The following is a 23,412-nucleotide window of genomic DNA, read 5'->3' as shown; positions in this document are numbered from 1 at the left end:
TATTAATTTTTATGCTGTCTTTCTTTACTTTTAAAATCGTTGTATAGATCTGCCGTGCATTTTGCAATCATCAACTCTTCGTTAGTAGGGATTACCAATACTTTTATTTTGCTCTCTGCCTTCGAGATTTGAAATCCATTTTGTTCGTTTTGCTCTTCATCCAATTCTATTCCTGTAAAGCCCAAACCTTTACAGATTCTCGAACGGATGATTGGGGCATTTTCACCTATACCGCCGGAGAAGACCAATATATCAAGTCCACTTAATACAGCCATAAATGAACCGATCCACTTTTTTATCTGATAACAAAATAAGGCTACCGCCTCAGCTGCCCTTTCGTCTGAACTTTCTTTTTGCAGTAGGTCCTGCATATCGGCACTGGTTTCCGAAACCCCCAAGAGACCAGCTTCATGATTGATCAAATGATTGAACTGTTTAGTATTCAGACCTTCGCTTTTCATCATAAACCAAGCAACCCCAGGATCCAAATCCCCACTTCGGGAGCCCATGACACACCCACCTGCAGGGGTAAATCCCATAGTGGTTTCGACACTCCTCCCTTCTTTCAAAGCCACTAAACTGGCCCCGTTTCCCAAGTGGGCAAGAATGATACGCCCTTTAGCTTCTTCCACACCTATTGTTTTTTTCAGTTCTTCCACGAGGTAGGCATACGATAGACCGTGAAAACCGTATTTTTGAACGCCGGCTTGGTCAAAGCGCCTTGGTATGGGCAGAATCTTTGCTATGCGTGGTAATGTTGCATGAAAGGCAGTATCGAAACAGGCTACTTGAAATATTCCAAGGCATCGCTGCCTGAAAAGTTCGATGATTTCGATTTCGGCAGGAAGATGTTCCGGGTCATAGTCCTTTATTAGCTTTAATTCCTTTAACAAAGTTGCATCTATTACCTCCGCACAAGAATGTGCCTTTCCGTGGACGATGCGATGGCCGATACATTTGACCCTATCAAAACCAGCTTGCCTTTTTAACCAAAGGATCAAAAAGATGGCTGCCTCGTAAAAACCGGGACAGTATATTTCATATCCCTTCTTTTCATCAAGGTCGAGATTGGAAACATTGAAAGTCGTAGTCGCCAACCCAATTCGGTTAATACACCCAGAAAATATGAGTTTCGGAGTTTTGGCCATTTCATACATAGCGAACTTGATGCTGGATGAACCACCATTGATCGTTAAGATATTTGAATTTTCCGGAAGCATTTATTTTCTAGTTTACATTTATAAATTATCTATACCTAAGGTTTTGATGACGTGATTGCTATTTGGATCCTATCATAAATCCAGATAAGTAAAATCACAATCCTTTTCTTTCATAAAAGATGATGCCATTTCTTTATATTTCGCCCCAAGCTCATAACGCACCATTCCAATAATGCCGGTTGTTCGGAACAAGTGGTATTTCGAACCGCCTTCTTCAGTTCTATCTGCAACAGCTCCTCGTCGAAACAGACTTTTTTTATTATGGTTTCATGATATTTCAGTGTCTCCATTTTTCTTTTTATATTTTAAGTTCTATTCTAATACTGCCACAAAATCAAGTTGTCTTCTAATGGTACAGAAATGCCTTCGTAGCTTGGTACAATACGAACGGTATAATGATCTGAAGGACGGGAAGTATTTGCCTGTGCATAAAAATTATGTGCACCATCTTCCCCCAACCAATCAAATGTCATTTTGATCCTTTCGGACGCTTCACCGTTCAAGCCTTCCGCGAATAGTTCTACCTGAATATGTTTGGGGTCTATTCCTTTCAACCATATGACTACTTTAAAGTGGTGCTTTTGGCGTTCACTTTCAATTTCGACTCTCCCAAATTGTATGGTATCCCATTTATTTTTAAGATCATGTCCTGCGCTGACAATTCTTTTCCCTTTAGCTCCTTTCCTAGCTGCGCATTTTTTATAGTTGATTGCCCCTGGCAGATAATAGTCCTCCGTATATTCGCGAACCGTTCGATTGGCGGAAAAACGAGGCGTTAGGATCGCCATACTTTTTCGCATGCGTTCCACCCAGGATTCCGACACCCCTTTTTTGTTACGTGCGTAAAATTCGGGGACGACCTGTTGTTCCAGTATTTCATATAATTCTGCTGCCTCGTGTGCGTCCCATGCCGGATCATCTCCATGTTCTTGGCCATCGCCCAATGCCCAACCCACTTCAGGACTATATGCCTCGGCCCACCAACCGTCCAGTACCGACAAATTGAGGCCTCCATTTACAAGTACTTTCATGCCACTGGTACCACTGGCTTCCCATGGTCGTCTCGGCGTATTGAGCCACACATCGACACCTTGCACCAAACTTTCCGCCAACATAATGTCGTAATCACTTAGAAAGAGGACATGCTTGTACAAATTATGTTCTTGGATAAATTGCACCCATTTTCGTATCAAGGCCTTCCCGGATTCATCGAAAGGGGGTGCTTTACCGGCCAACACCAATTGTACCGGATGTTCTGGATGGGTAAGAATTCGTACAAAACGTTCCGGATCCTGCAATAAGAGGTCCGGTCTTTTGTAAGGCACAAATCGGCGGGCAAAGCCCAATGTCAAGGTGTCCGGGTCAAAAACTTGGTTAGCGATACCAACCACTTCCGACGGTAGGCCAGAAACTATTGCCTGTCTCTCAAACCTTTGCCTTATAAAACCGACGAGCCTGTTTCTGGATTTAGTCCTAAATTGCCATAACTGCTCATCGGATAACTTTGAAATATGTGCAGAATGATCATCGAGTTCGCCCCTCCAGCGGTCCTTTCCGCAGGATTCCGTCCAGATTTCATCTGCATATTTGGAGTCCCAGCATGGCATGTGCACTCCATTTGTTACATGACTTATCGGAACTTCCTCCACTGGCCAACGCGGGAAAAGATTGTTAAAAAGAGTTCTACTTACCTCTCCGTGCAATCGGCTAACGCCATTTACCCCCCCGCTGCCACGAATGGCAAGATAGGCCATGTTGAAACTCTCCGATCGGTTATTGGCGTCTGTCCGCCCCAAGGCCATCAAATCATGAAAGTTTATGCCCAATTGTTCTTTGGCATAAGTACCTAAATGGTATTCCATAGACTCATGACTGAAATGATCAAAACCAGCTGCAACCGCAGTGTGTGTGGTAAATAGGTTGCCCGCTCGAGTAACGGTAAGTGCCTCTTCAAACGAGGTACCGTTCGCCTTCATAAAATTGTTGGCTCGTTCCAGGACCAAAAAAGCGGCATGCCCTTCGTTCATATGGCAGACTTCGGGCATTATATCCAGGGCCTTAAGCAGCCGGTAGCCCCCGATACCCAAAATAATCTCCTGTTTTATGCGGAGTTCTGGCCCACCCCCATACAGCTCATCTGTTATTCCACGATGTATGGGCAAGTTGGCGGCGTCGTTGCTATCCAACAGATAGAGCTTAGACCGTCCTACCTGTACCTGCCATGCCCGGAGCCATATCGGGTGACCCGGCAACGATACCTTTATACGTAGCCACTCCCCGTTAGGTAAACGTAAGGGCGTAATGGGCAATTGTCCCGGGTCATTATAGGGAAATAAGGCATTTTGCGTTCCATATTTGTCAATTTCCTGACGGAAATAGCCTTTGGCATAAAGTAGTCCCACGGCAACAACGGGTACCCCCAGATCACTGGCCGATTTTAACTGATCACCCGCTACATTGCCGAGGCCTCCGGCATATATGGGTAGGGCCTCATTAAGCATATATTCCATACTAAAATAGGCAATAGTGGTAAGCGGTGTCTTCGGATGCTTTTTCTGAAACCAAGTGGGAGTTGAATTCGCTTGCTCATTTGCCTTTAATAGGCCATCGAGCTTTTCCCGAAAAGCTGGATCTGCCAAATGTTCCTCCAGTCGATTTCGTGAAATCGTTTGCAAAATTACCCATGGGTTCTGCGTGAATTCCCAAAGTTCTGGATCCAGTTGTTGCCATAGTTCATCCGAGGCATGGTTCCATGACCATCGTATGTTCAGGGCCAGTTCTATCAGTGCATCGATTCCCTCGATGTCTGTGTGCATTAATCCGTAGATTTGATTTGCATTGTATTTTTGTTTTTTCATGCTTGTAATGCTTGTTCTTTATTAAGTTCCTTTATTTAATGATTCTTGAATATCAAAAATTCCATGGGTTTTAGCTTTACCTTGATGAAAAGGCGGTCAGCATCTTGATCTATATTTTTTTCTATCCTGATTTTTTTCTTGTTCCCATAAATGCATTGCATAAGTGTACCCTCTTTATTGATAGTGGTATCAATTGCTATATATTCCTCTTTGATATCTTTTGGGGAGGAATTATAAACAACGAGAATTTCACCCGTATGCAGAATCCTTGAAAATGCCAAAAGACATTTCTCGCAATCAGGAAACTGAAAATCGAGTCCGTTTTTTGAAGTTTCCCGAAAATACATTCTGCCGAACTTTAGAATGGCCTCTTTTTGTCTTAGATGTGCCAAGACAGCAATTCTCTTGAATATCCATGATTCTTGGTTCAATACGTTCGACTCCTTATCATCGGGATTGAACATTCCTTCCCTAATATATCGGTCATCCATGCCGTTACCCTCAAAACCTTGTTCGGTACCATAATAAATACACGGAGCGCCAAGGGCACAAATAAGAAATCCCATTCCCGCAACAACTTGTGCAGTAGTGGCGTTATGGCCAAATCGGTGTTTAAAGTCCATCCCCACCTGATCATGGTCATCGATGTAGGTCACGAGGAACTCCCCATGCCTACCTCGGCTTAGAGCATTCTTTTGCAAATCCGAATACCTCTGTATCAATCTATTCGGGGATGAATTCCCTTTTATCACTTCTGCTAAAACACTGTGTAATGGATGATCTAATATAGAATCAAGCCCGTAATATATATTCCGGTCCTCGGGCAGTATTTTGGGACCTATATAGGGATTACCCGTCTCATCGTCCCCGATAATTTCACCAAATAGAAAAAAGTTTCTTTTGCCTAAGGAGTAGGCATATTCCCTTATCGTAGAGCAAAAACGGTTAATGTCGTTTCCCTTCATATGTTTGACGGCATCCAAACGGAAACCATCCACATCTGTCTCACGAATCCAGTAACAATGTATCTTGGCCAGTATCTCCCGTAAATCTTCACTATCAGGGGAACCATCGTTTCTAAATGTTTTTAAGGTAAAGAAGTCGCCTTCCTGTGTCTCGGGATAATTATCGAAATTTATAATCTGCCCTTTACGGTTATACAGTTCCATATTTCTCAGTTCAACTGGAATTGGCCTATCTTTTTCCCGCCATTCGTCCAAGGGAAAACGCTGGCCGTTAAAATAGTAATAGTTGTAATCAAAAGGATACGACCAATTATCTCCGGAATGATGCAAAACGATATCCAAGAACACCCTTATATCCAACCCGTGTGCCTTGTCCACTAGTTTTTCCAAATCTTTCTTGTTGCCCCAGCGTTTGTCCACGTCCATATAATTCTGGATGGCATATCCATGATAGGATTCTGGATTATTTTCAAACACAGGGCTTAACCAAATGGCGGTAGAGCCCAAATTTTTGATATAGTCAATGTTGTTGATGATTCCTTGGAGGGTACCGCCAAAAGGCTTTTGCAATTGATCTTCATTTCCGAAACCGGGATGTCTCATGTCGAACTTTAAAGAATGTCGTTTTCTACTATCATGAAATCGGTCGACCATCAGAAAATAAATGACCTCCTCCCGCCATTCCCTGTGACAGTTTACCCAGTAGGCCTTGCCCGGTTTTGGAGAAAAATCTATTTCGTTAATTGATTTTATCATCTTCTTCTTTAAATATTTAAATAGTGGAAAATTCCGTATTTGCTTTTACATCAGTCTCTTTGGATCCTTCCATTTTATTCCCGTAAAAACGATTGAAAACCATACAGGCTGTTAGGTCACCGGTAACGTTGACTGCTGTTCGGAACATTCCAAGCAAGCGCTCAACCCCTATTATTATGATAATTCCTTCGGCGGGAATTCCTACGCTGGATAGCACAGAAGCCAAAATCACGACGCCACCTCCTGGAATGGCCGGAGTTCCAATGGAAGCTGCAACTATGGTAACTACTACAACAATAATATTCAGAAGGCCCATTTCCAATCCGTAGGCCTGCGCTATGAACAAAGTCGTAATGGTCTGATAAAGGGCCGTCCCATCCATATTTACAGTAGCCCCGATGGGAATAATGAAATTGCTGATGGAGGCATCCACTATGAGCCCTTCCTCTGCTGTTTTTAGAGATAGGGGCATTACTGCGGCTGAACTTGTAGTTGAGAATGCCAATAGTTGAACATCCGTTATTTTTCGCAAAAATGTCAATGGGTTGCTCCGGCCAAGAATGCTTACCAACACGAGGTAAATACCTACCAATATTAGCAATCCTATTAGCACCACGAGCACATAAAAGCCCAAACCCCTTAGGGAGTTCAAACCGACGCTGGAGGTCAATTGTGCCATTAAACCGAATACGGCGATCGGAACTAATAACATAGCCCATTTGACCACGGTCATACATATTTCCTGAATGGCCCCTAGGAGTAACTTTACCGGTTTAAGCAAGTCGTCGGTTAGTGATAATACGGCAACTCCAATTATAATAGTAAAAATAACGATACTCAACATTTCGCTGCTTACCATAGAGGCCAATGGATTTTCAGGCAACAAATTTGTTATGGCGTTCGGAATATCATTTATTCCAAATGACAGTTCCGAACTTTCGGCAGTATTGGCCACTGCATTTGCATGACCAACTTCCGCCTGTTGGTGCAGATACTTTCCAGGCCTAAAAATTAATGCAAGAATTGTACCTATTGTCACTGAAATAATGGTTGTTGATATAAAATATAATAGAACACCACCACCCAACCTTTTCAGGTTTTCCTTATTGTTACTTGCAATACCAGTAATGATTGATGCTACGATCAAGGGAATCATGATCATTTGTACCAATTTTAGGAATAACATACCTGGTAGGGCCAACCAATTTCCTAATGCATCGGCAGTGTTTTTGGTTATCCAACCATTTTGAGGACTTAACAACAGGCCAACACCAACACCTAAAAACAAAGCAATGATAACCTTAAGCCAAAGCCTATTTTCTACCAACTTTTGCAAGTAGTGGTGTAGGGATTTTAATGATTTTATTTCCGTATCGACCATTCTTTTATCTGTATTATGCTACCGTGATTCTTTTCTCAATGTAAACGCCCTGAACCGCATTTATTAATTCCACCCCATCCTTGAAGGGTTTTTGAAAAGCCTTTCTTCCCAGAATTAAACCCGATCCTCCGGCTCGTTTGTTTACGATTGCGGTTGTGATGGCTTCTGCCATATCGGATGCTCCTTTGGAACCTCCACCTGAATTTATCAATCCTATCTTGCCCATATAGCAATTGGCAACCTGTAATCGACAAAGGTCTATAGGGTGCTCTGTCGTCAGATTCTCGTACATGGCATCGTCGTATTTTCCAAATTTCAGGTCTTTAAAACCAAAATTTGTGGTGGGCAACTTTTGTTTGATGATATCTGCCTGTATCGTTACCCCAAGGTGATTGGCCTGCCCCGTTAAATCTGCTGCTGCGTGGTAGTCCACTTTATCCGTTTTAAAAGCGTCGTTCCGGGTGTAGCACCATAAGATCGTAGCCATGCCAAGACTATGGGCTTCGGCAAATGCATCCGAAATTTCCTTTAACTGTCGATTACTTTCCCTAGATCCAAAATAGATGGTGGCCCCGATCGATATAGCACCCATGTTCCAAGCTTCCCTGACCTTTCCGAATAAGGTTTGGTCGTAGGCATTGGGGTATGACAGGAGTTCGTTATGGTTTATCTTAACAATGAAAGGAATTTTATGCGCATATTTACGGGCATAGAGACCCAACGCCCCGAAGGTTGAGGCGACCCCATTACAACCAGCACTAATGGCTAATTTTATGATATTTTCCGGATCAAAATAATCGGGATTCTTATAAAAGGAAAAGGCTGCACTATGCTCAATACCTTGGTCAACGGGCAGTATACTTAAATATCCTGTATCTTTCAGATTGCCATGCCCGTAAAGCTGGGCAAGACTTCTTAGCACTTGTGGATTCCGATTACTATTGACAAAAACTTTAGAGACAAAATTTTCATCAGGCAAATGGAGTTCATCCTTGGTAATCCTTTCGCTTACGTGGTCCAAATAGAAAGATGCTTTGTCCCCTAAATGATTCACTAAATTTTCATATGTTTTCATAACGCTATGTTTATATGATTCCCAAACTTATATTGGTTTTGGCGATGGATTTTGCTGCATCTGTCTCAATCCCAGTAAGTGCACGAATGGCATCTATAGTCTCTGGGATAACAATCGCCTGGTTATCCACCACATAAGCATAAAAAAGCTCATCACCCACTACTTTAAGCATATCTTCCCACAGGGCCACCTCGTACATATCTCCCCAAGGCCTGCCCATATCCAAGAACATTTCTTTTATTGTATTGTTTGAAACCAAACCTTGGTCATAATTAATTAGCTTAATCCGTGTAGAAGTTTTAAAAGCATTTAGCACTTCTTCTTTTGTGGCTTGTTTTTTTAATTTCACGTTCCAGTAATGCATATGGCTCAATGTTTCGGGCACTTTTACTGCGGCAGTGATGACATCCAGTTCGGGATCCACACTTTTAGCGTCAGGACCTTGATGGCTTGGAATATCTTTTTCGGGAACCATTGTATTCATAATACCACCTAAATGGCTTTCCCATGGGTCGGTGGCCCTTCTTAATAATGTTCCCCGTGCATAGTCCAATAGATCTGCTCTCTTCAAAGTTGTCAGGGTTCGAAGAATAGAAGTGGTATTGCAAGAAACTACCCTTGTAGCATCTAAATTTATCGCGGATTGATAATTATTTTCTGCACTAAAGGAATGGCCAGTAGTATGGTGTTTTTCACCACCTTGAAGAATGAATTTTATACTCAGTTTTTTATATATTTCCACATTCTTTGCCGCTATATTCTTTGGGGTGCAATCCACCACTAAGTCTGTCTTTTTCAACAGGTCTTGCAGGTTACCCTTTGCTGGAATACTTGCAGCCTTCATTTCTTTTTCGGCCTCGGCGGTTGCCGCGTAGATATCATACTCTTTTCTTATGGCATTCTGTATCCGCCAATCGCTGATGACATCGCAAACCCCGATCAAGTTCATATCGTCTTGTACATTAATGGCGTCGGCCACTCTTTTTCCGATGACCCCATAACCTACTACTGCAATACTTTTCATATCCTTATTATTTTACTGTTATTAATTTTTTACTGTTTCTATGTAATAGTATAGCGCCTATTACACCTGCTAACATAGAAGCGAATAGGATACTTACCTTGGCCGTGAATATCAAAGACTCGTCTGTGAAGGCCAGCTCATTTATAAACAATGACATGGTAAAACCAATACCTCCAAGAAAAGCTATACCATAAATCATGTTCCAATTCACTTTTTCCGGTAGTTTTGCAAGTTTAAGTGCGACCAGTATTCTTGAAAAAGCGGCAATACCGATAAATTTTCCAAGAATCAGGCCCAGACCAATCCCCAAACTAACGGGGCTGGATAGTACTTTCAACAAATCACCATGAAGATGTATTCCTGTGTTTGCCAAAGCAAACAAAGGGAGAATGATGAAGCTAACTATTGGGTTTAAGGACCTTTCCAATTTTTGAAGGGGAGTCTCCGCCTCTGAACTTGTAGTCTTGATATCCTCCAAAATATCCAACTGCGTTTTTGAGATAAGCGCGCCCCTTATCGACTTGGTTTCTTGAAATTTTTTGTGTAAGTTGTCTAAACGGTTCAAAAAGGTATTTTCCTTAATTTTTACCCTGCCTGGAATTGCAAATGCGGTAAGAATTCCAGCTATCGTTGGATGTATTCCTGAGAAAAAGAAGGCCAGCCAAACACCACCTATACCAATAATGGCATAAAACCATGTGCTTCTTACTCCCGCATAATTTCCGATAATCAAAGCTCCGAAGAACAATAGTCCATGAAGTAGATCCATCTCGGAAATACCGGAGGTATAAAATAGCGCAATGACCAAGACACCACCCAAATCGTCCACTATAGCAAGAGTAATAAGAAAGACCCTCAAAGCGGAAGGCAGTCTTTTTCCGACAATGGCCAATACCCCTAGAGAAAAGGCAATGTCCGTAGCCATGGGAATGCCCCAACCATTTGATGCCTCGCCCGAGCTATTGAACATAAAATAAATAAGGGCAGGAAGTACCATGCCTCCAATAGCCGCTCCAATAGGTAATACCGCACTCTTTGGAGATGAAAGTTTACCGCCGATTATTTCACGTTTCAGCTCTAAGCCAACTTGTAGAAAGAATAGGGCCATTAGGCCATCGTTGATCCATAACAATAGCGGCTCCGATAGCTGAAGGGTGCCAATAGTGAAGGCAATATCGGTTTGCATTAAGGCGATATAATATTCCTTCCATGGCGAATTGGCCCAGACCATTGCGATGACTACAGTGATAAATAGAATAACACCATTGTTATTGAGTTCTTTGGCCGTGTTGCCAAAGAATTTCATAATACCGCTATTTGTTTCGTGTTTAAGCATCAATGCTGGGTTTTTTGTATGTTTTTATCCTTTTCTAAAGCATTATTGGTATTGTTTTTTGATGGAGTTTCCGTGGTAGAATCACGTTTGAAATTCCGGATTATTACCCTATTGCTCTTTTCATAAGAAAAATAACTTATGGCCCAATTGAAGCCGACCAAAAGTTTATTTCTGAATCCGCTAATTGACATCAAGTGCACCACGGACCATAACAACCAAGCAAAGTATCCGGTAAACTTCAATTTTCCCAGATCCGCTACCGCCTTTCGCTTTCCAACTGTCGCCAAAGACCCTTTATCAGTATATTTAAAAGACTTTGATGGTATGTTATTGTTTAGGTTGTTCAACATTTGGGCAAGATAATTTCCTTGTTGAATCGCAGCCTGAGCTACCTGGGGATGGCCTATTGGAGTCTCTTCGGAAATCAGTGCCGCAATATCCCCGATGGCATAAATGTTTTCTTGCCCTTCAACCTTCAAATAAGCATCAGTTTTTAAGCGATTGCCCTTAGCTACATGCTTCTGATCGATACCCTTTGGAAAGTCCCCTTTTACACCTGCCGTCCAAATAAGGTTTTTGGCCAATATTCTCTTCCCGTTTTTGGTTTGGACAACCTTACCGTCATAATTGCTAACGGATTCATTCAACAAGACAGTCACATTTAGATTTTCCAGATAGGTCAATGTTCTTGAAGAAGCTTTGTCGGACATTGCTATAAGTAGTTTATCCATAGCTTCCACCAAAAAAATATTCATTATTGAAGAAGGATATTCTGGATAGTCCTTTGGAAGGATATATTTGCAAAACTCAGCTAGTGCACCTGCCATTTCTACTCCCGCAGGGCCACCGCCCACGATCACAAAATTGGTAAGGGCATCACGTTCCACATCATCGCATGTAATTGCCGCCTGCTCCAAGTTTTGCAACATCATATGGCGGATATTTAGGGAATCCCGGATATCTTTCATGCCCAAACTATTTCTTTCCACTTCTTCCATACCAAAAAAGTTAGTCTTAGTACCAGTCGCCAGTACCAAATAATCATAGGTAAGTTTTCCTTTGTCCGTTATGACAGTATTAGTAGAGGCCTGGATTTCCCGTACCTCGGCCAGTCTGAAGCTTACGTTTTTGTACCCTTTAATTTGTTTCCTAAATGGAAATACAATACTATCGGGTTCGAGGCCGCTCGTAGCTACCTGATAAAATAAGGGCTGGAATTGATGAAAGTTGTTACGGTCTATAAGCACTATCTGAACATTTTTGTTTTTTAGTCCTTCCACCAATGCCAAACCCGCAAAGCCACCTCCAACTATAACTATTCTCGGTTGCTCGGAATCGGGCAAGCAAATTTCATCTGCCACTTTACATTTATCATGATCTATACTGCCTAATATTTGATTATTGCTCATGCCAAATTGATTTTAATACATTTTCCGATACAAGTGCTTAAATAGTCCATACCCGCGCTTACTAAACTTTTTGCTCTTATATGCTGCGTTTTCTTACAATCAAAACTGAGCAGTCCGCATGTGTTGCTAAGGACTGGGAAACCGAGCCGAGCAAAAATCTAGAGAATGCACCATGGCCCTGAGACCCAACTACGATTAAATCTGCATCAAAGGCTTCGGCCTTTTCTAGAATTGCGCTTTTGGGAATCCCATTGACCACTACTGTTGTAATCGATAATTTGTCATTCTCGATTTTTAATAATTTTGAGGCATCATTAACAATTGCCTCCGCCGATTTTCTTGCATTGGATATAGCTTCTTCGTAATAATTACCAAGCGTGCCACCCATTGGAACAGCCAACATGGGGTTTTCGAACACATTTAATATACATACTTCCGTGCCTGCAGGCAATGGTATCGCCCCAAGTTCATTTACGGCCATCTTGCTATAATCAGAACCGTCTATTGCTAATACTATTTTCATCTTATGATTTTTATTTTTTGGTGATATATCTATGCTATGTCTCCTAATCTCAACTTATGATAATAGGCTTCATTAACTTTTTCCAATACAAGTGCTCGTTTAGCCCTGACCAATACATTCCGAAAGTGAACGCGAACAGCAGTTCCTCAATTGGGATGCCTAGAACAAGGATTTGGGTCAGATTTTCCAGGTTCCAGTATAGTTCTACATAATCTGGATAGAAGGGAATAATACTTCCAAAATACACAAAGTAGAGCAGCGTGAACAAAAGACCCCCGACCCATATTTTCCCCTTTAGATCTGGCCGGCAATACAGCGTTGCCAAACCTCCCATGAACATGGCCAAAATTCCGCAATAAATATGGTTCAAATCGGTAAAGAGACTCAAAACCAAAAACACTAGAACTGGGACGAAAAGAATGTATATGTGAAGTCTGTGCATGGCATGTCCGCGTTCCGTATGCGCCATTTCAATGTATCTTCTCTTAAATAGAAGGTTATATAACACCGTACCAATACCCCCAATGGCGAATGAAAAGATGAGACTTTCAATATCGAAGCCAGTCTTTATCGCAAAATCAAAAAGGGACGGCGGATGCCAATATTCTGGAACGAACAAAGGCTCTGTAAGCCCAAAAGGCATGGTAATCCAACTCATTTTGAGCATCTCTTTCCTAGAATCCTTTTTCAAAAGATAAACCAGGCCCCAGAGGGCGAGGAGAATAAGGGACCATATGAACCAGACGTATTGCATTTATTTCTTTAGTTGCACATTGTAAAAAGCCGCTATACAGGCCCCAATAAGCCATCCAAGGATAAAAGTTTGAATGATTCCGAAGAATGCTTCCGATAACGGCACATCCATTCTTATAATACTGGAAGTATCCAAACCGTGTAACAGGCTGTTGAAAAATGATATTGTACCTTCTTGACCTGCTGTTGTCATTACAATCATACAGCCCAGATAAATTAAGGCGCCTGTTAGGCCAAAAGCAAATCCTAATTTTTTTACATTAAATCGATTCATAATTCTTGTTTTAAAATTAATTGTCCAGTTTTTAAATATAATTTTTGAAACCCGTACAAACTATTTACAGATCCCTGTTAATGATCCATCTTTTTGTTGCCATCCATCTTTTTGTTGCCATCCATCTTTTCGTGCAAGGTCTTTTCCAGATTTTCATGTTCCAAGGTATGGTCGCAAAAAGTGTCGCTTAATTCACCGTGAGCCGCTATGACGGGCATAAAGTGGTGCGTTGTAAGGAGCATCAGGTCAGGGTATCTGGTAATCATTTCGCTAAGTTTACCGGCCAGGATGGTATCGTTTGCAGCCGCTCTTACGAGTTCATCTACTATCATGCCCGTGGCATGGTCATTTTCCATCATCTTGGCAATATACTTTTTGCCCAAATCGTGGTCTTCAACCATCAATGTCAACACCTTCTCTTGTTGTGAAGGGTCTTTAAGCATATCCTTTACAGAACTTTCTTGTTTTTGTGCACAAGCCGACAAAGTGAAAGTGGCCAAAACAATTCCTATTGCTTTTTTAATTTTTGTTTTCATTTCGATTAATTTTAATTGTTAAAATTTGTTGATACTTCCTATTCGGATTTTAGAATCTTTTTTGATTCTTCATATTCCTCTTTTGTAATCTCCCCTTTCGCAAATCTTTTTTTGAGAATTGTGAGCGGGTCTTCTTTTTTTGATTTTCGGTAAGGGATATCATATGGAACAAAGAATATCCATATTAAGAAGATGAACCATATGATCCACCATAAAAAGTGCATACCACCAAAGTGTCCGTTGAAAAAATGCATAGTTTTTAGTTTTAAAGATTAGACTTATTGCTTAAATAATTGTTGTTGATGTACTGACTGTTTTCTGTGATTATTTTTACGTTAAAAAACTATTTCAAGGTCTCCTTTACCGAACCGCATCCGGGCATTTTCAGCCCCATATAGGGATTGTTTATTTTTTCGCTCAGGGCTAGCCAATTTGCACCCTTACCATCCATGGCCATGGGACAATGATTCCAATAAAGCGTTTTCCCCTTCAAATCCATTTTCTTGGAAATAGTGTACAGTTGTTTGGACAATGTTGCAAAGTATAATCGTTGTTCAGTAAGACTGGAGGCTTTGGAAAGTTGATTCAAGGTCTTTTTCAGGTAGGTCTCGTTCACGGCGGTCGAGTCGTTAATCAATTTTATTGCCGCTTCCTGTACGGACTCGTAATTATCTTCGGCCAATGCATTTTCGATGTTCATATATCCCGCCAAAATTGAATCCATGTCCTCCTCTATACTTTTCTCCTTAAAAAAGCAATGTACTGCACAGGCATGAAGTTTGTAGTTTTTATGTATATAACCCAAGGAATGGCCCTTAGTATCCAATATTTTACATTTTTCATCATTTCCTTCAACATAGAGCACAAACTCACCACTATCGTTATAATACTGACCTCCTTTTTTTGCTTTTCCCAAGGAATTGCCCTCAGCATCATATACCTTCCCGTTTTTAATGAAACCGATTTTCCTTCCCTGGTTATTGAACACAATATCTTCCTTACTTATATAACCAAGGGTTATACCACGGTCCGAGACTTCACCATTACCGTTGATATACATCTGCCTTTTGGTTTTATCGCTTGCCTGTGCAGATATAGATTGTACCGAGAGCAGCATTCCAGTCAGGAATACAAGGCTCATGATGAGATGTTTTTTCATTGTTACTGTTTTTGTGTGTGTTTATAGCTTATTCATTTTAGGTATTGAAATCCCTCTTTAGGGCTTTGTTTCATTTTCCGATTTTAATGTTCTTTTTAATTCCTCGTATTCTACCTGAGTGATCTCACCCTTTGCGAACCGTATTTTTAGAGTTGTGGCCAGATCATCTTCCTTAGTTTCTGTGGAAGATGGGCTGGAGGGCGTAAAGAAAATCCACCATAAAAATATGAACCAAATTGTCCACCAGATAAGGTGCATTCCCCAAAAAAATCCATTGTTATAGAACATATTCTTAGTTTTAAGATTATTAATATTTTAAAGTATCTCCGTAATGGTATAACCTTCAAGTTTGTTGAGTTGCTGTTGTAATTCCTCAACTGAAAGCCTCTCTTTCATACTGATGATCGTTTTGCCTTTTGGGTTCAAAAAGATTTCCGTTTTCTCAATGTCTGGATGTTCTTCCAAGGTTTTTCTTACCCTTGCGACACATCCGCCGCAGCTTATTCCGTTTATTTGATATTTATGTTTCATTTGTTTTTACCATTATTAATGGTGACTATGGCCCTTTTGCTCCTCCTTAGTTTCTGCAGACAATGGTTTTTCTTTACCATGTTCGTGCTGCTTATTATTCTGTTCCGTATGGTTATGCGCCCCGTGGCTATGTGCACCATGTGGCATAAAGAGATGAAAAATGAACATTAGGACAATGAAGCCAAAAAGCCCGTTATTCCCGGTAATGCCCAGTGAGGGTGCGAAAAATATTAGTAACAACGGCAATCCACAACCGATAGCCATCCATATCCAGTGACCTTTCATAATTTTTATTTTTAGGTTTAAATGTTATATTCTTTAATGATGATCGCCATGGCTTTGGCTTTTGCTCAATTCGAGTTCGCCTTGCTCTTTGGCATCTAATTCACTTTCTTCCATCAATCCCATTCCTTTCATGTCCATTCCCTTGTTGCCCATCATCTTCTTGCACGACTCCATACAATCTTCACTCATCATGCCTTTTTCGTGCATCATTTTCATCATATTGCCCATCATCTTGCCTTCTTTCATCATGGATTGCATCATGTTTTTCATCATCATGCTATCTTTCATCATCTTTTGCATTCCGACACCCTGCATCATATTGCCCATCATTTTATGGTTTCCTTGCATCATCTGCATTGCATGGTCGTTATCTTGCATGTTGTCCATGAATTCCGTCATGTAACCGTGGTTACTTGGAATCGCCTCAAAAAGTTCCATTCTAGTTTCCGAATTTTCGAGGATTGCGTTGAGGTCTGTTTTCTGATCGCAACTGGATAGGATAACCAGTACGAGGACAGAAATAATTATTGTTACTGTTTTCATTGTATTTAGTTTTAATTAATATTAATTTCTTTTTATTAAAGCACATTTCCCTAGAGCCCTAAATTTCCATTCTCATGGAAAATGTGCTTTACCAATTCAATTAATTCGCGGATTTCAGAAATTCCTCGATTTTTGCAACGTCATTTTCTGTAAGATTGGCCCTTACGCGCATGTGCAAACTGATGGTTTCCCAATCCGTGTCGTTATAATCGGCTGGAGAAGGTGCTAAATGGCATCGATTACAGGTTTCTCCCCATAATTGGGCTCCTGATTTTTCCAGTTTGAACTCCTCTTCCACCCCTGCCACAACAGGAATATTATTTTCTGTAAGTGTTTTCTTAGAAGAAGAACAGGCAACTACGGTTATTCCAATGGTCAGGAAAACCATCACGATTACTAAAAATTTATTTATTGTCTTCATGTTTTCTATTTTTATGTATTCTTAAAATCCTATTGCCCAGTGGAGAAATAACCCATTAGTAGTCGTTATGCCTTCTCCGCCATGCCCACCTTCGGTTTCAGTGGTCTGATAACTTATTTTGATAAGGGATCTCCAGGTTAACCAGTAGTTCAATCCAAAGGCAAATTGGGTCGATTTCTCTTCCCACTCAGAACCCTCCGGAGCATTGAAATTTGAATATCTTCCAACAAACTCCAATTTTTTCATGAAGTCACTCTCCGCCATGGTAGGTCGATAACTCAATTGCCCATAAAAGGAATTGCTTTGGTTATCGAACGAATATTCTTCCTCATCTCCATCCTCATGCATCTCAATGAAGGTTGCCGTGTCCACATTGGAACTGTTGTATTGAGCCTTAATGTCAATAAAGCCACTAAGGGGCGACACTTGTTTAACAAAAGCAAAATCGATGGCATATAAGAAAGCACCAACGTCCTCATATGGCGAATCTTTTGCCCCGGCACCATTTGTTGAATAGGCCGAAATCCCTAATTCGGTAGAAGAATCTGAAAATGGCAATAACCCCAATCGGCCCCCAAAGGCCTTACTTGTATTATTATCTTCATAATTTTGAAACATGAGCATTCCCGCTTCCTCCGGCTCAATACTTCCGTCCTTTAATCGCGGACCGTTGGTAGAATAAATGGCATAGTTTAAAGAAGGACCGCCAAGATCAAAGGCACCTCTGAGTTCAACACCGATCCCTGAGGCAGGAGCTATCCCATCATGGCCAAAGCCCAAAGGTCTTGTCGGAAGTCTGTTTATCCATGCGGGATGAAGCCTCTCCATAAATGTTCCGAAAGGAAGTAAAAATTTTCCTGCCCTAACGGTCATGTTCTTGTTAAGGACATACATAACGTCGGCATATTCCAAGCCCACCTCAAGTTCGTTACTTTCTAGAACAAACTCTAATTCGGCTTCAAACATGAGTTTGTCCGAATGTTTGAATAAAAAGATCGGCGCGAAGGCCGAGCCTACATAAGAGGATTCTTTTTCATCTCCGTTACTCATATAGTTTAGCCCTGTATGTCCATAACCACGGATCATGAACTGGGTCTTACTTGGTTCAAAATTGTTGTATGTTTGGCTATATATAGGATTACCAAAAACAACTACGGTTAGTAATATTATTAGCTTTTTCATTTTTTAAGTGTTCTGATATAATTAATAATTTCCCATCGTTTGTTCTCCGGTATTGAGGTTTCGTATGAGGCCATTGGAGCCCGTCCTGTTTGAATTTTCCAAAAAATGGCTCCATCGCTCTGGGATTGGAATTCTGCGCTGGTCAAATTTGTCGGTTTTGGCGTTAGACCTGCACCGGCCACACCATCACCTTTTCCTTTTGCCCCGTGGCATACAACACATAGTACTTTGTAAAGTTTTTGACCGTTGGCAGCCGCATTGACATCACCTTTTAATGGGTTGACAATCTTATCAGCACTAAGGGGTGCTACCCATTTTTCCTGGGAATGGCTATTGAATCCCAGGAATAAAAAACTTACAACCATTACTATGGTCATACCCGGAAAAATTCTTTTTTTATTCATTTTATTGGCATTTAATTGTTAATAAATCTATTTCTTATTGAATGTTTACGTCTGCATAATCTTCGTTCATATTTATATAATTTCGTCAAGGAAACTTCTATCCCACATTTGGCCATTTTTATAATCGGTCATGCTTAATCCCGTAATGGTCTTAAACTGTCTCGATAAATGGTTTATGCTGCTGTAATCCAACAAATAGGCTATATCCGAAAAAGTGTGCTGTTGCAACTGAATAAGTTCCTTTGCTCTCTCAACCTTTAATTTTATAAGGTATTTTTCTATTGTGGTATTTTCATTTTTTGAGAATATTTTGCTCAACAACTTATAATCCCTATGAAGTTCAGATGCCAAATGTTCAGAGGTCTTTTCCTTAATATGAAATGGCAGGTCACCTACCAGTTCGATCAAAGCAATCTTTATATTTTCAACGATCATTTCCTCCTCGTTTTTCGCGATTTCAAATCCGTTGGAGTGAAGAACCTCGGTTATATTCGAATCGATTAGATTGTCAATACCAGTACTGATACGGACAGTAAGTTTCCCCAATTCGACGGAAAGTACTGCTACATCGATCTCTTCAAGCTCCTGTTTTATGACTTTCAGGCACCGCCTGCAAACCATGTTCTTGACCCAATATGTTTTTATGGATTCCATGTTCACAATATGTTATTGTTCCTTAAGTATAAGGTCCGTCAGAGTATTTAATCCCTGATAAATTAAAATTGGAAAAAGGTTGTCGTTGGAAAAAGGGTACGACATGAGGTAGCCTACAACTTGTTGCAGACTAATAGGAAGTACAGATTATCGTGACAATAATCTGCTCAATAATATTCAAATTAAGAAAGTTTCGTGAAGTACAAGGATGTCCTTCTCGATCCAAGGTGGATTGTAGTTTATAAAGGAAACCACATTAAATTCAAGTCCTTCGAAAAGATTTACGTAGGAATGGAAAAATGCCTGTAGGAAAACAATTTTATTCGTATCCAGTTCAACTTGTGACTTTTTAAGATTGTCTTCGGCCTTTTTTACAATAGATTTATTGCTACAGCAATCCATTTGCCCTATGGAACATTTTTTAAAAGGTTTTGATAAATTCTGCTTTTTATCTTTACAAGGCTTTGCTTTGCCAAAAACCGCAACATCTACCAACTTGTTGCAGCAAAAATGCATATCCACCATGAAAGACGAAGTTGCAAAAAGCACTGCGAAGGCTAGAGTAACGGACAATATTTTGGTCAAAATCTGTTTCACTTCCTAAAGATTTGAATTTTTTTTGTTCCAGTATCGGGTATTAAATTATTTTCAAAAAAATCATAGTTATTTTAAAAATAATATAGTTCGTGTTCTAAATGCAAAGAACAGTATCAAAAGTAGAACAAGGTTTTTAACCATCACATGATAAATGTCATATTGGTAACCTAAATTAGAAATTGGATGGCATTCTATTAAAGGCCTATGTAAGTAGATTGCCATTGCCATCCCATTCTGCCATGACCCCTCTTTGACTTTGATCTACACATTTTGCCAACCATTCTTCTTCATAGGCAACGCCATGCTGTTTCAATACGTCTGCGGGCACTCCGTCCCATACATTTGGGGTATTGCCCTTATACCCCAAATCCTCTAGGCCGATCTTCGATGTGTAATAACCTGTTAGCGTCAGATTTCGCAACATGGAAAAAAACTGTATTTCCAAGGGGCGTTCGCCCTCTGGAATTAATATATCGGGATAGGCTATAGTATCCAATAGTTTTTTTTGCCAAGCCTCAGTACTCGATTTGAATTCGGTACCGAATTGGGTATTGCTCTCATGGTCCAACCACATGAGGCCGCCCCTGAGGGTCGTTTGCAATTCTGGGATATCCTTGGCCATGAATTCTATAAAATTTGGTACTCCTGCGTCCGTAGCACTACCAAATTTATCATTGGAAGGCAATATCAGATCACTCAAAACGGCAATAGTCCCCAACTCGTGTCCGTTGAAAAATTGTAACGCTTCCAGTTCCATGATCCGTTCTTTCTCCTTCGGTGTCCGACCATATTTGTAACTATAGCCCTGTAGTACTTCAGTGTTCTCCGCTTTAGCCTCATCTTCAGGTTTGCAGCCGTGGACTGCCAATCCACCAGCGACCGACCCCAGGATAATCGATTTTATACTATTTCTTCTATCCATTTTTCTATATGTTTTGCTGTTTCAATTGTTCTACAATATAGTCAGATGTTCTCCAGGCTAGAGCCAAGATGGTCCAAGTGGGGTTCTTGTCGGCCTGGGACACAAAAGGCCCTGCATCGACGATAAATACATTGTTGGTATCGTGAAGTTGCTGAAACCTGTTCACTACAGAGGTCTTGGAGTCATTGCCCATTCTAGTCGTACCCACTTCATGGATGATCCACCCTGGTGGGGATATACCATAATCTTGTTCCTTGGTGGGTTTTTCTCCTAAAGCTTCTCCGCCCATGTTGTGGATCAGTTCTTCAAAAGTGTCCTGCATGTGCCTTGCCTGCTTTCGTTCGTGGTCGGACCATTTGTAATTAAACCGAAGTACCGGAATTCCAAACTCATCTACTTTAGTAGGATCTATTTCACAATAGTTATCCTTCATAGCGATAGATTCTCCCCGGCCACCAAAACCAAGGACGGCACCATAGTATTTTTTAACATCGTCCCTGAGGCCATTGCCATAGCCCCCCACTTTTGTGCCGAAGAATTTGTTGAACTCGTTAGCTTTAAAACCAAACCCATAGTTGGGCATGCCCATTCCACCCCATACCTCAATATGGTATCCGCGTGGGAAGTCCAATTTTTTATTGTCGCCCCACCAAGGGGAATATACGTGCATGCCCCCAACGCCGTCCTCGTTATAGGAAATTTTCCGGTTCATCAAGCCCGGAATAAAGGCCGCCCTGCTCGCCCCCGTGGAATCGTGAAGATATTTACCAACAATATCGCTGCTATTGCCCAATCCGTTCGGGTGTTGAGCACTTTTGGAATTCAAAAGTATCCGGGCCGAGCTGCAGGCGGATGCCGCCAGAACGACGACTTTCCCTTTTAGCTTATATTCCTTTCTATCCTCTTTATTGATGTACGAAACGCCCGTTGCCTTGCCCTCTTCATTCGTGGTAACCTCTCTTACCATGGCATTCAGGAACAGATCGATCTGACCGCCACTTTTCTGTGCCGGGAAAATCAAACAGGTTTCTGCAGAGAAATCGGCATATACCATGCAGGCCCTAGAGCATTGCGCACAATAGAAACATATGCCCCGATCCTCATTTATCATTTTGGTCAGGATGGACAGCCTAGAAGGATAAACAGGGATATTCGATTTCCGTGCCCCACGGATGTAAAAAAGTTCATGCAATCGAGGTTTTGGTGGGGGCAGAAAGAATCCATCGGGGTCATTGGGCAAGCCCTCGATGGTGCCGAAAACCCCGATCAACTTATCTACCTTGTCGTAATAAGGTTTAACATCCTCATAGCCTATGGGCCAATTATCGCCCAGCCCGTCCTCATTTTTGTGTTTAAAATCCCTTGGCCCGAAGCGCAATGAAATCCTGCCCCAATGATTGGTCCGACCGCCCAACATTCGCGAACGGAACCATCTAAAATTGCTTCCGTTACTATTTGTGTAGGGTTCTCCCTCGATATCCCACCCACCGTATGCGCTGTCGAAATCGCCAAAAGGCCGGACGGTACCTGCACCTCTTCTAGGCGATTCCCACGGCCACTTTAATTGAGTTATCTGTTCCGGGTCTTTAGGGTCAAAGAACGGCCCGGCCTCCACAACGGCAACCTTTAGACCTGAATCGGCAAGTATTTTGGTCGCCATGCCTCCGCCTGCCCCAGAGCCGACTATGATTACATCATATAGTGTCGAAGATTCCTTTATTTGCATGGTGTTGACATATTATAAGTTACCCAGGATTCAACATGTAGCAATCCTTTGAATGACAATAAATCTATAGAATGATCAATAATTATATCTGCATAATTTTCTTTCTTTTTTATATAATTTCCTTACAAAATTTCGTTTTAAACTGGAGATTATTATAATTGGTCATGCCCGTTACGTAAATGTTTTTGGACTATCCCGACAACTGGTTTACAATACCACAGTCGAGTGAAAATAGAATAATTGAAAAGATACATTGCAGAAATCCAATAATTTATGAATTGCACGAACAAAAGGAGCAAACATGATATTTATCATGTTGGAAATAAATGAAAGTAATTAAGTTTGTCTCTCAAAATAATGAATGTAGCAACTCTAAATTTTTGTTAAATACAAACCTTGAGTTAAAATTTTTGTAGTTTTGTATAACTGATGAAAAGAGTTTTATTTCAAATATCATCTTTTTTAATGGCACTTGTAGTGTTGTTCTCGACCTTCTCTTTTACGGTTGCACAACATTATTGTGGTGATGATCTTGTTGATTTCTCTTTCTTCGGCCAAGCGGAATCTTGCGGAATGGAGATTCAACGACCTTCGGATTCACACAAACACAATTTGGAAAAAAAGGATTGCTGCGACGATGTAACACTTTCAATTAGTGGACAACATGACTTGAAACTTTCATTTGAAAAATTAAGTTTTGAACAACAGCAGTTCGTTGTTTCATTCGTTTATAGTTATCTAAACCTTTTTGAGGGACTGCAAGAAAATATAGTTCCTTTCAACCATTACCCACCACCTCTTTTGGTCAAGGATATTCAAATCCTAGATCAAACCTTCCTTATTTAAGAGCATTCTTATGAAGTATTACCATGCTATTG

Annotated in this window: 27 protein-coding genes; 1 reads left to right on the top strand and 26 read right to left on the bottom strand. The window is 40.9% G+C overall.

All coding sequences use genetic code 11. The features are described 5' to 3' along the window. Positions 1-2 precede the first annotated feature (2 nt). From MWU84_RS18475 to MWU84_RS18350, 26 genes are all read right to left on the bottom strand, one after another. Positions 3-1,220 (bottom strand): acetate/propionate family kinase, encoded by a 1,218-nt coding sequence (locus MWU84_RS18475; RefSeq protein ID WP_103440876.1) that lies wholly within the window; start codon positions 1,218-1,220, stop codon positions 3-5. 110 nt (positions 1,221-1,330) lie between these two features. After that, a complete protein-coding gene (locus MWU84_RS18470) occupies positions 1,331-1,510 on the bottom strand; it encodes a hypothetical protein (RefSeq protein ID WP_069858912.1) in 180 nt (59 codons plus the stop codon). Between the two features lie 27 nt (positions 1,511-1,537). Next, positions 1,538-4,078, bottom strand: coding sequence for an alpha-glucan family phosphorylase (gene glgP, locus MWU84_RS18465; RefSeq protein ID WP_111624440.1), 2,541 nt, complete (start codon positions 4,076-4,078; stop codon positions 1,538-1,540). A gap of 35 nt (positions 4,079-4,113) precedes the next feature. After that, the gene (locus MWU84_RS18460; RefSeq protein WP_111624439.1) at positions 4,114-5,799 is read right to left on the bottom strand and encodes an alpha-amylase family glycosyl hydrolase; all 1,686 of its coding nucleotides are present in this window, start codon (positions 5,797-5,799) and stop codon (positions 4,114-4,116) included. A 16-nt stretch (positions 5,800-5,815) separates the two neighbouring features. Further along, the gene (locus MWU84_RS18455; protein WP_103440875.1) at positions 5,816-7,180 is read right to left on the bottom strand and encodes a dicarboxylate/amino acid:cation symporter; all 1,365 of its coding nucleotides are present in this window, start codon (positions 7,178-7,180) and stop codon (positions 5,816-5,818) included. A 13-nt stretch (positions 7,181-7,193) separates the two neighbouring features. Next, a complete protein-coding gene (locus MWU84_RS18450) occupies positions 7,194-8,255 on the bottom strand; it encodes a class I fructose-bisphosphate aldolase (RefSeq protein ID WP_069858904.1) in 1,062 nt (353 codons plus the stop codon). 10 nt (positions 8,256-8,265) lie between these two features. After that, complete coding sequence (locus MWU84_RS18445) at positions 8,266-9,279, bottom strand: type II glyceraldehyde-3-phosphate dehydrogenase (protein ID WP_069858902.1); 1,014 nt, start codon at positions 9,277-9,279, stop codon at positions 8,266-8,268. Between the two features lie 7 nt (positions 9,280-9,286). Beyond that, the gene (gene nhaA / locus MWU84_RS18440; RefSeq protein WP_111624438.1) at positions 9,287-10,615 is read right to left on the bottom strand and encodes a Na+/H+ antiporter NhaA; all 1,329 of its coding nucleotides are present in this window, start codon (positions 10,613-10,615) and stop codon (positions 9,287-9,289) included. Beyond that, on the bottom strand, positions 10,615-12,024 hold the full coding sequence (locus tag MWU84_RS18435; protein WP_111624437.1) for an NAD(P)/FAD-dependent oxidoreductase: 1,410 nt from the start codon (positions 12,022-12,024) through the stop codon (positions 10,615-10,617). Before MWU84_RS18435 ends, nhaA begins: the two co-directional genes overlap by 1 nt. Positions 12,025-12,100: 76 nt before the next feature. Continuing rightward, complete coding sequence (locus tag MWU84_RS18430; RefSeq protein WP_111624436.1) at positions 12,101-12,547, bottom strand: universal stress protein; 447 nt, start codon at positions 12,545-12,547, stop codon at positions 12,101-12,103. A 49-nt stretch (positions 12,548-12,596) separates the two neighbouring features. Beyond that, a complete protein-coding gene (locus MWU84_RS18425) occupies positions 12,597-13,205 on the bottom strand; it encodes a lycopene cyclase domain-containing protein (RefSeq protein ID WP_246904428.1) in 609 nt (202 codons plus the stop codon). Positions 13,206-13,301: 96 nt separating this feature from the next. Then, a complete protein-coding gene (locus MWU84_RS18420; protein WP_069858890.1) occupies positions 13,302-13,574 on the bottom strand; it encodes a DUF5676 family membrane protein in 273 nt (90 codons plus the stop codon). A gap of 77 nt (positions 13,575-13,651) precedes the next feature. Continuing rightward, positions 13,652-14,110 (bottom strand): hypothetical protein, encoded by a 459-nt coding sequence (locus MWU84_RS18415; RefSeq protein ID WP_111624434.1) that lies wholly within the window; start codon positions 14,108-14,110, stop codon positions 13,652-13,654. Between the two features lie 38 nt (positions 14,111-14,148). After that, complete coding sequence (locus tag MWU84_RS18410) at positions 14,149-14,334, bottom strand: SHOCT domain-containing protein (protein WP_245946400.1); 186 nt, start codon at positions 14,332-14,334, stop codon at positions 14,149-14,151. 119 nt (positions 14,335-14,453) lie between these two features. Then, complete coding sequence (locus MWU84_RS18405) at positions 14,454-15,269, bottom strand: DUF3347 domain-containing protein (protein ID WP_111624432.1); 816 nt, start codon at positions 15,267-15,269, stop codon at positions 14,454-14,456. A 57-nt stretch (positions 15,270-15,326) separates the two neighbouring features. After that, a complete protein-coding gene (locus MWU84_RS18400) occupies positions 15,327-15,557 on the bottom strand; it encodes an SHOCT domain-containing protein (RefSeq protein ID WP_111624431.1) in 231 nt (76 codons plus the stop codon). Between the two features lie 27 nt (positions 15,558-15,584). Beyond that, positions 15,585-15,800: a heavy-metal-associated domain-containing protein gene (locus MWU84_RS18395; RefSeq protein WP_111624430.1), complete on the bottom strand. Its 216-nt coding sequence runs from the start codon at positions 15,798-15,800 to the stop codon at positions 15,585-15,587. Positions 15,801-15,815: 15 nt separating this feature from the next. Next, positions 15,816-16,085, bottom strand: a complete 270-nt coding sequence (locus MWU84_RS18390; RefSeq protein ID WP_245946396.1) for a hypothetical protein — start codon at positions 16,083-16,085, stop codon at positions 15,816-15,818. A gap of 33 nt (positions 16,086-16,118) precedes the next feature. Continuing rightward, on the bottom strand, positions 16,119-16,628 hold the full coding sequence (locus tag MWU84_RS18385; RefSeq protein ID WP_246904427.1) for a hypothetical protein: 510 nt from the start codon (positions 16,626-16,628) through the stop codon (positions 16,119-16,121). Positions 16,629-16,728: 100 nt separating this feature from the next. Next, positions 16,729-17,049, bottom strand: coding sequence for a hypothetical protein (locus MWU84_RS18380; RefSeq protein WP_069858876.1), 321 nt, complete (start codon positions 17,047-17,049; stop codon positions 16,729-16,731). Positions 17,050-17,070: 21 nt separating this feature from the next. Further along, on the bottom strand, positions 17,071-18,231 hold the full coding sequence (locus tag MWU84_RS18375) for a hypothetical protein (protein ID WP_111624427.1): 1,161 nt from the start codon (positions 18,229-18,231) through the stop codon (positions 17,071-17,073). Continuing rightward, positions 18,228-18,635, bottom strand: a complete 408-nt coding sequence (locus tag MWU84_RS18370) for a cytochrome c (protein WP_245946395.1) — start codon at positions 18,633-18,635, stop codon at positions 18,228-18,230. Before MWU84_RS18370 ends, MWU84_RS18375 begins: the two co-directional genes overlap by 4 nt. A 72-nt stretch (positions 18,636-18,707) precedes the next feature. Further along, positions 18,708-19,289, bottom strand: coding sequence for an AraC family transcriptional regulator (locus MWU84_RS18365; protein ID WP_069858871.1), 582 nt, complete (start codon positions 19,287-19,289; stop codon positions 18,708-18,710). Positions 19,290-19,466: 177 nt separating this feature from the next. Continuing rightward, a complete protein-coding gene (locus tag MWU84_RS18360; protein WP_069858869.1) occupies positions 19,467-19,886 on the bottom strand; it encodes a hypothetical protein in 420 nt (139 codons plus the stop codon). 202 nt (positions 19,887-20,088) lie between these two features. Beyond that, positions 20,089-20,808, bottom strand: a complete 720-nt coding sequence (locus tag MWU84_RS18355; RefSeq protein ID WP_246904424.1) for a gluconate 2-dehydrogenase subunit 3 family protein — start codon at positions 20,806-20,808, stop codon at positions 20,089-20,091. A 4-nt stretch (positions 20,809-20,812) separates the two neighbouring features. Further along, complete coding sequence (locus tag MWU84_RS18350) at positions 20,813-22,534, bottom strand: GMC family oxidoreductase (RefSeq protein WP_111624425.1); 1,722 nt, start codon at positions 22,532-22,534, stop codon at positions 20,813-20,815. A 429-nt stretch (positions 22,535-22,963) separates the two neighbouring features. Here MWU84_RS18350 and MWU84_RS18345 point away from each other — a divergent pair, with 429 nt between their 5' ends. Further along, positions 22,964-23,380 carry a hypothetical protein gene (locus tag MWU84_RS18345; RefSeq protein WP_111624424.1) on the top strand — a complete coding sequence of 139 codons (417 nt, stop codon included), beginning with the start codon at positions 22,964-22,966 and terminating at the stop codon, positions 23,378-23,380. The last annotated feature ends 32 nt before the right edge of the window (positions 23,381-23,412 follow it).

Origin of the sequence: Arenibacter sp. F20364, assembly GCF_023015905.1 — a bacterium.
Lineage (GTDB): Bacteria > Bacteroidota > Bacteroidia > Flavobacteriales > Flavobacteriaceae > Arenibacter.
Note: the sequence above shows the minus strand (reverse complement) of the source record. Positions and strands in the feature narration are given on the sequence as shown.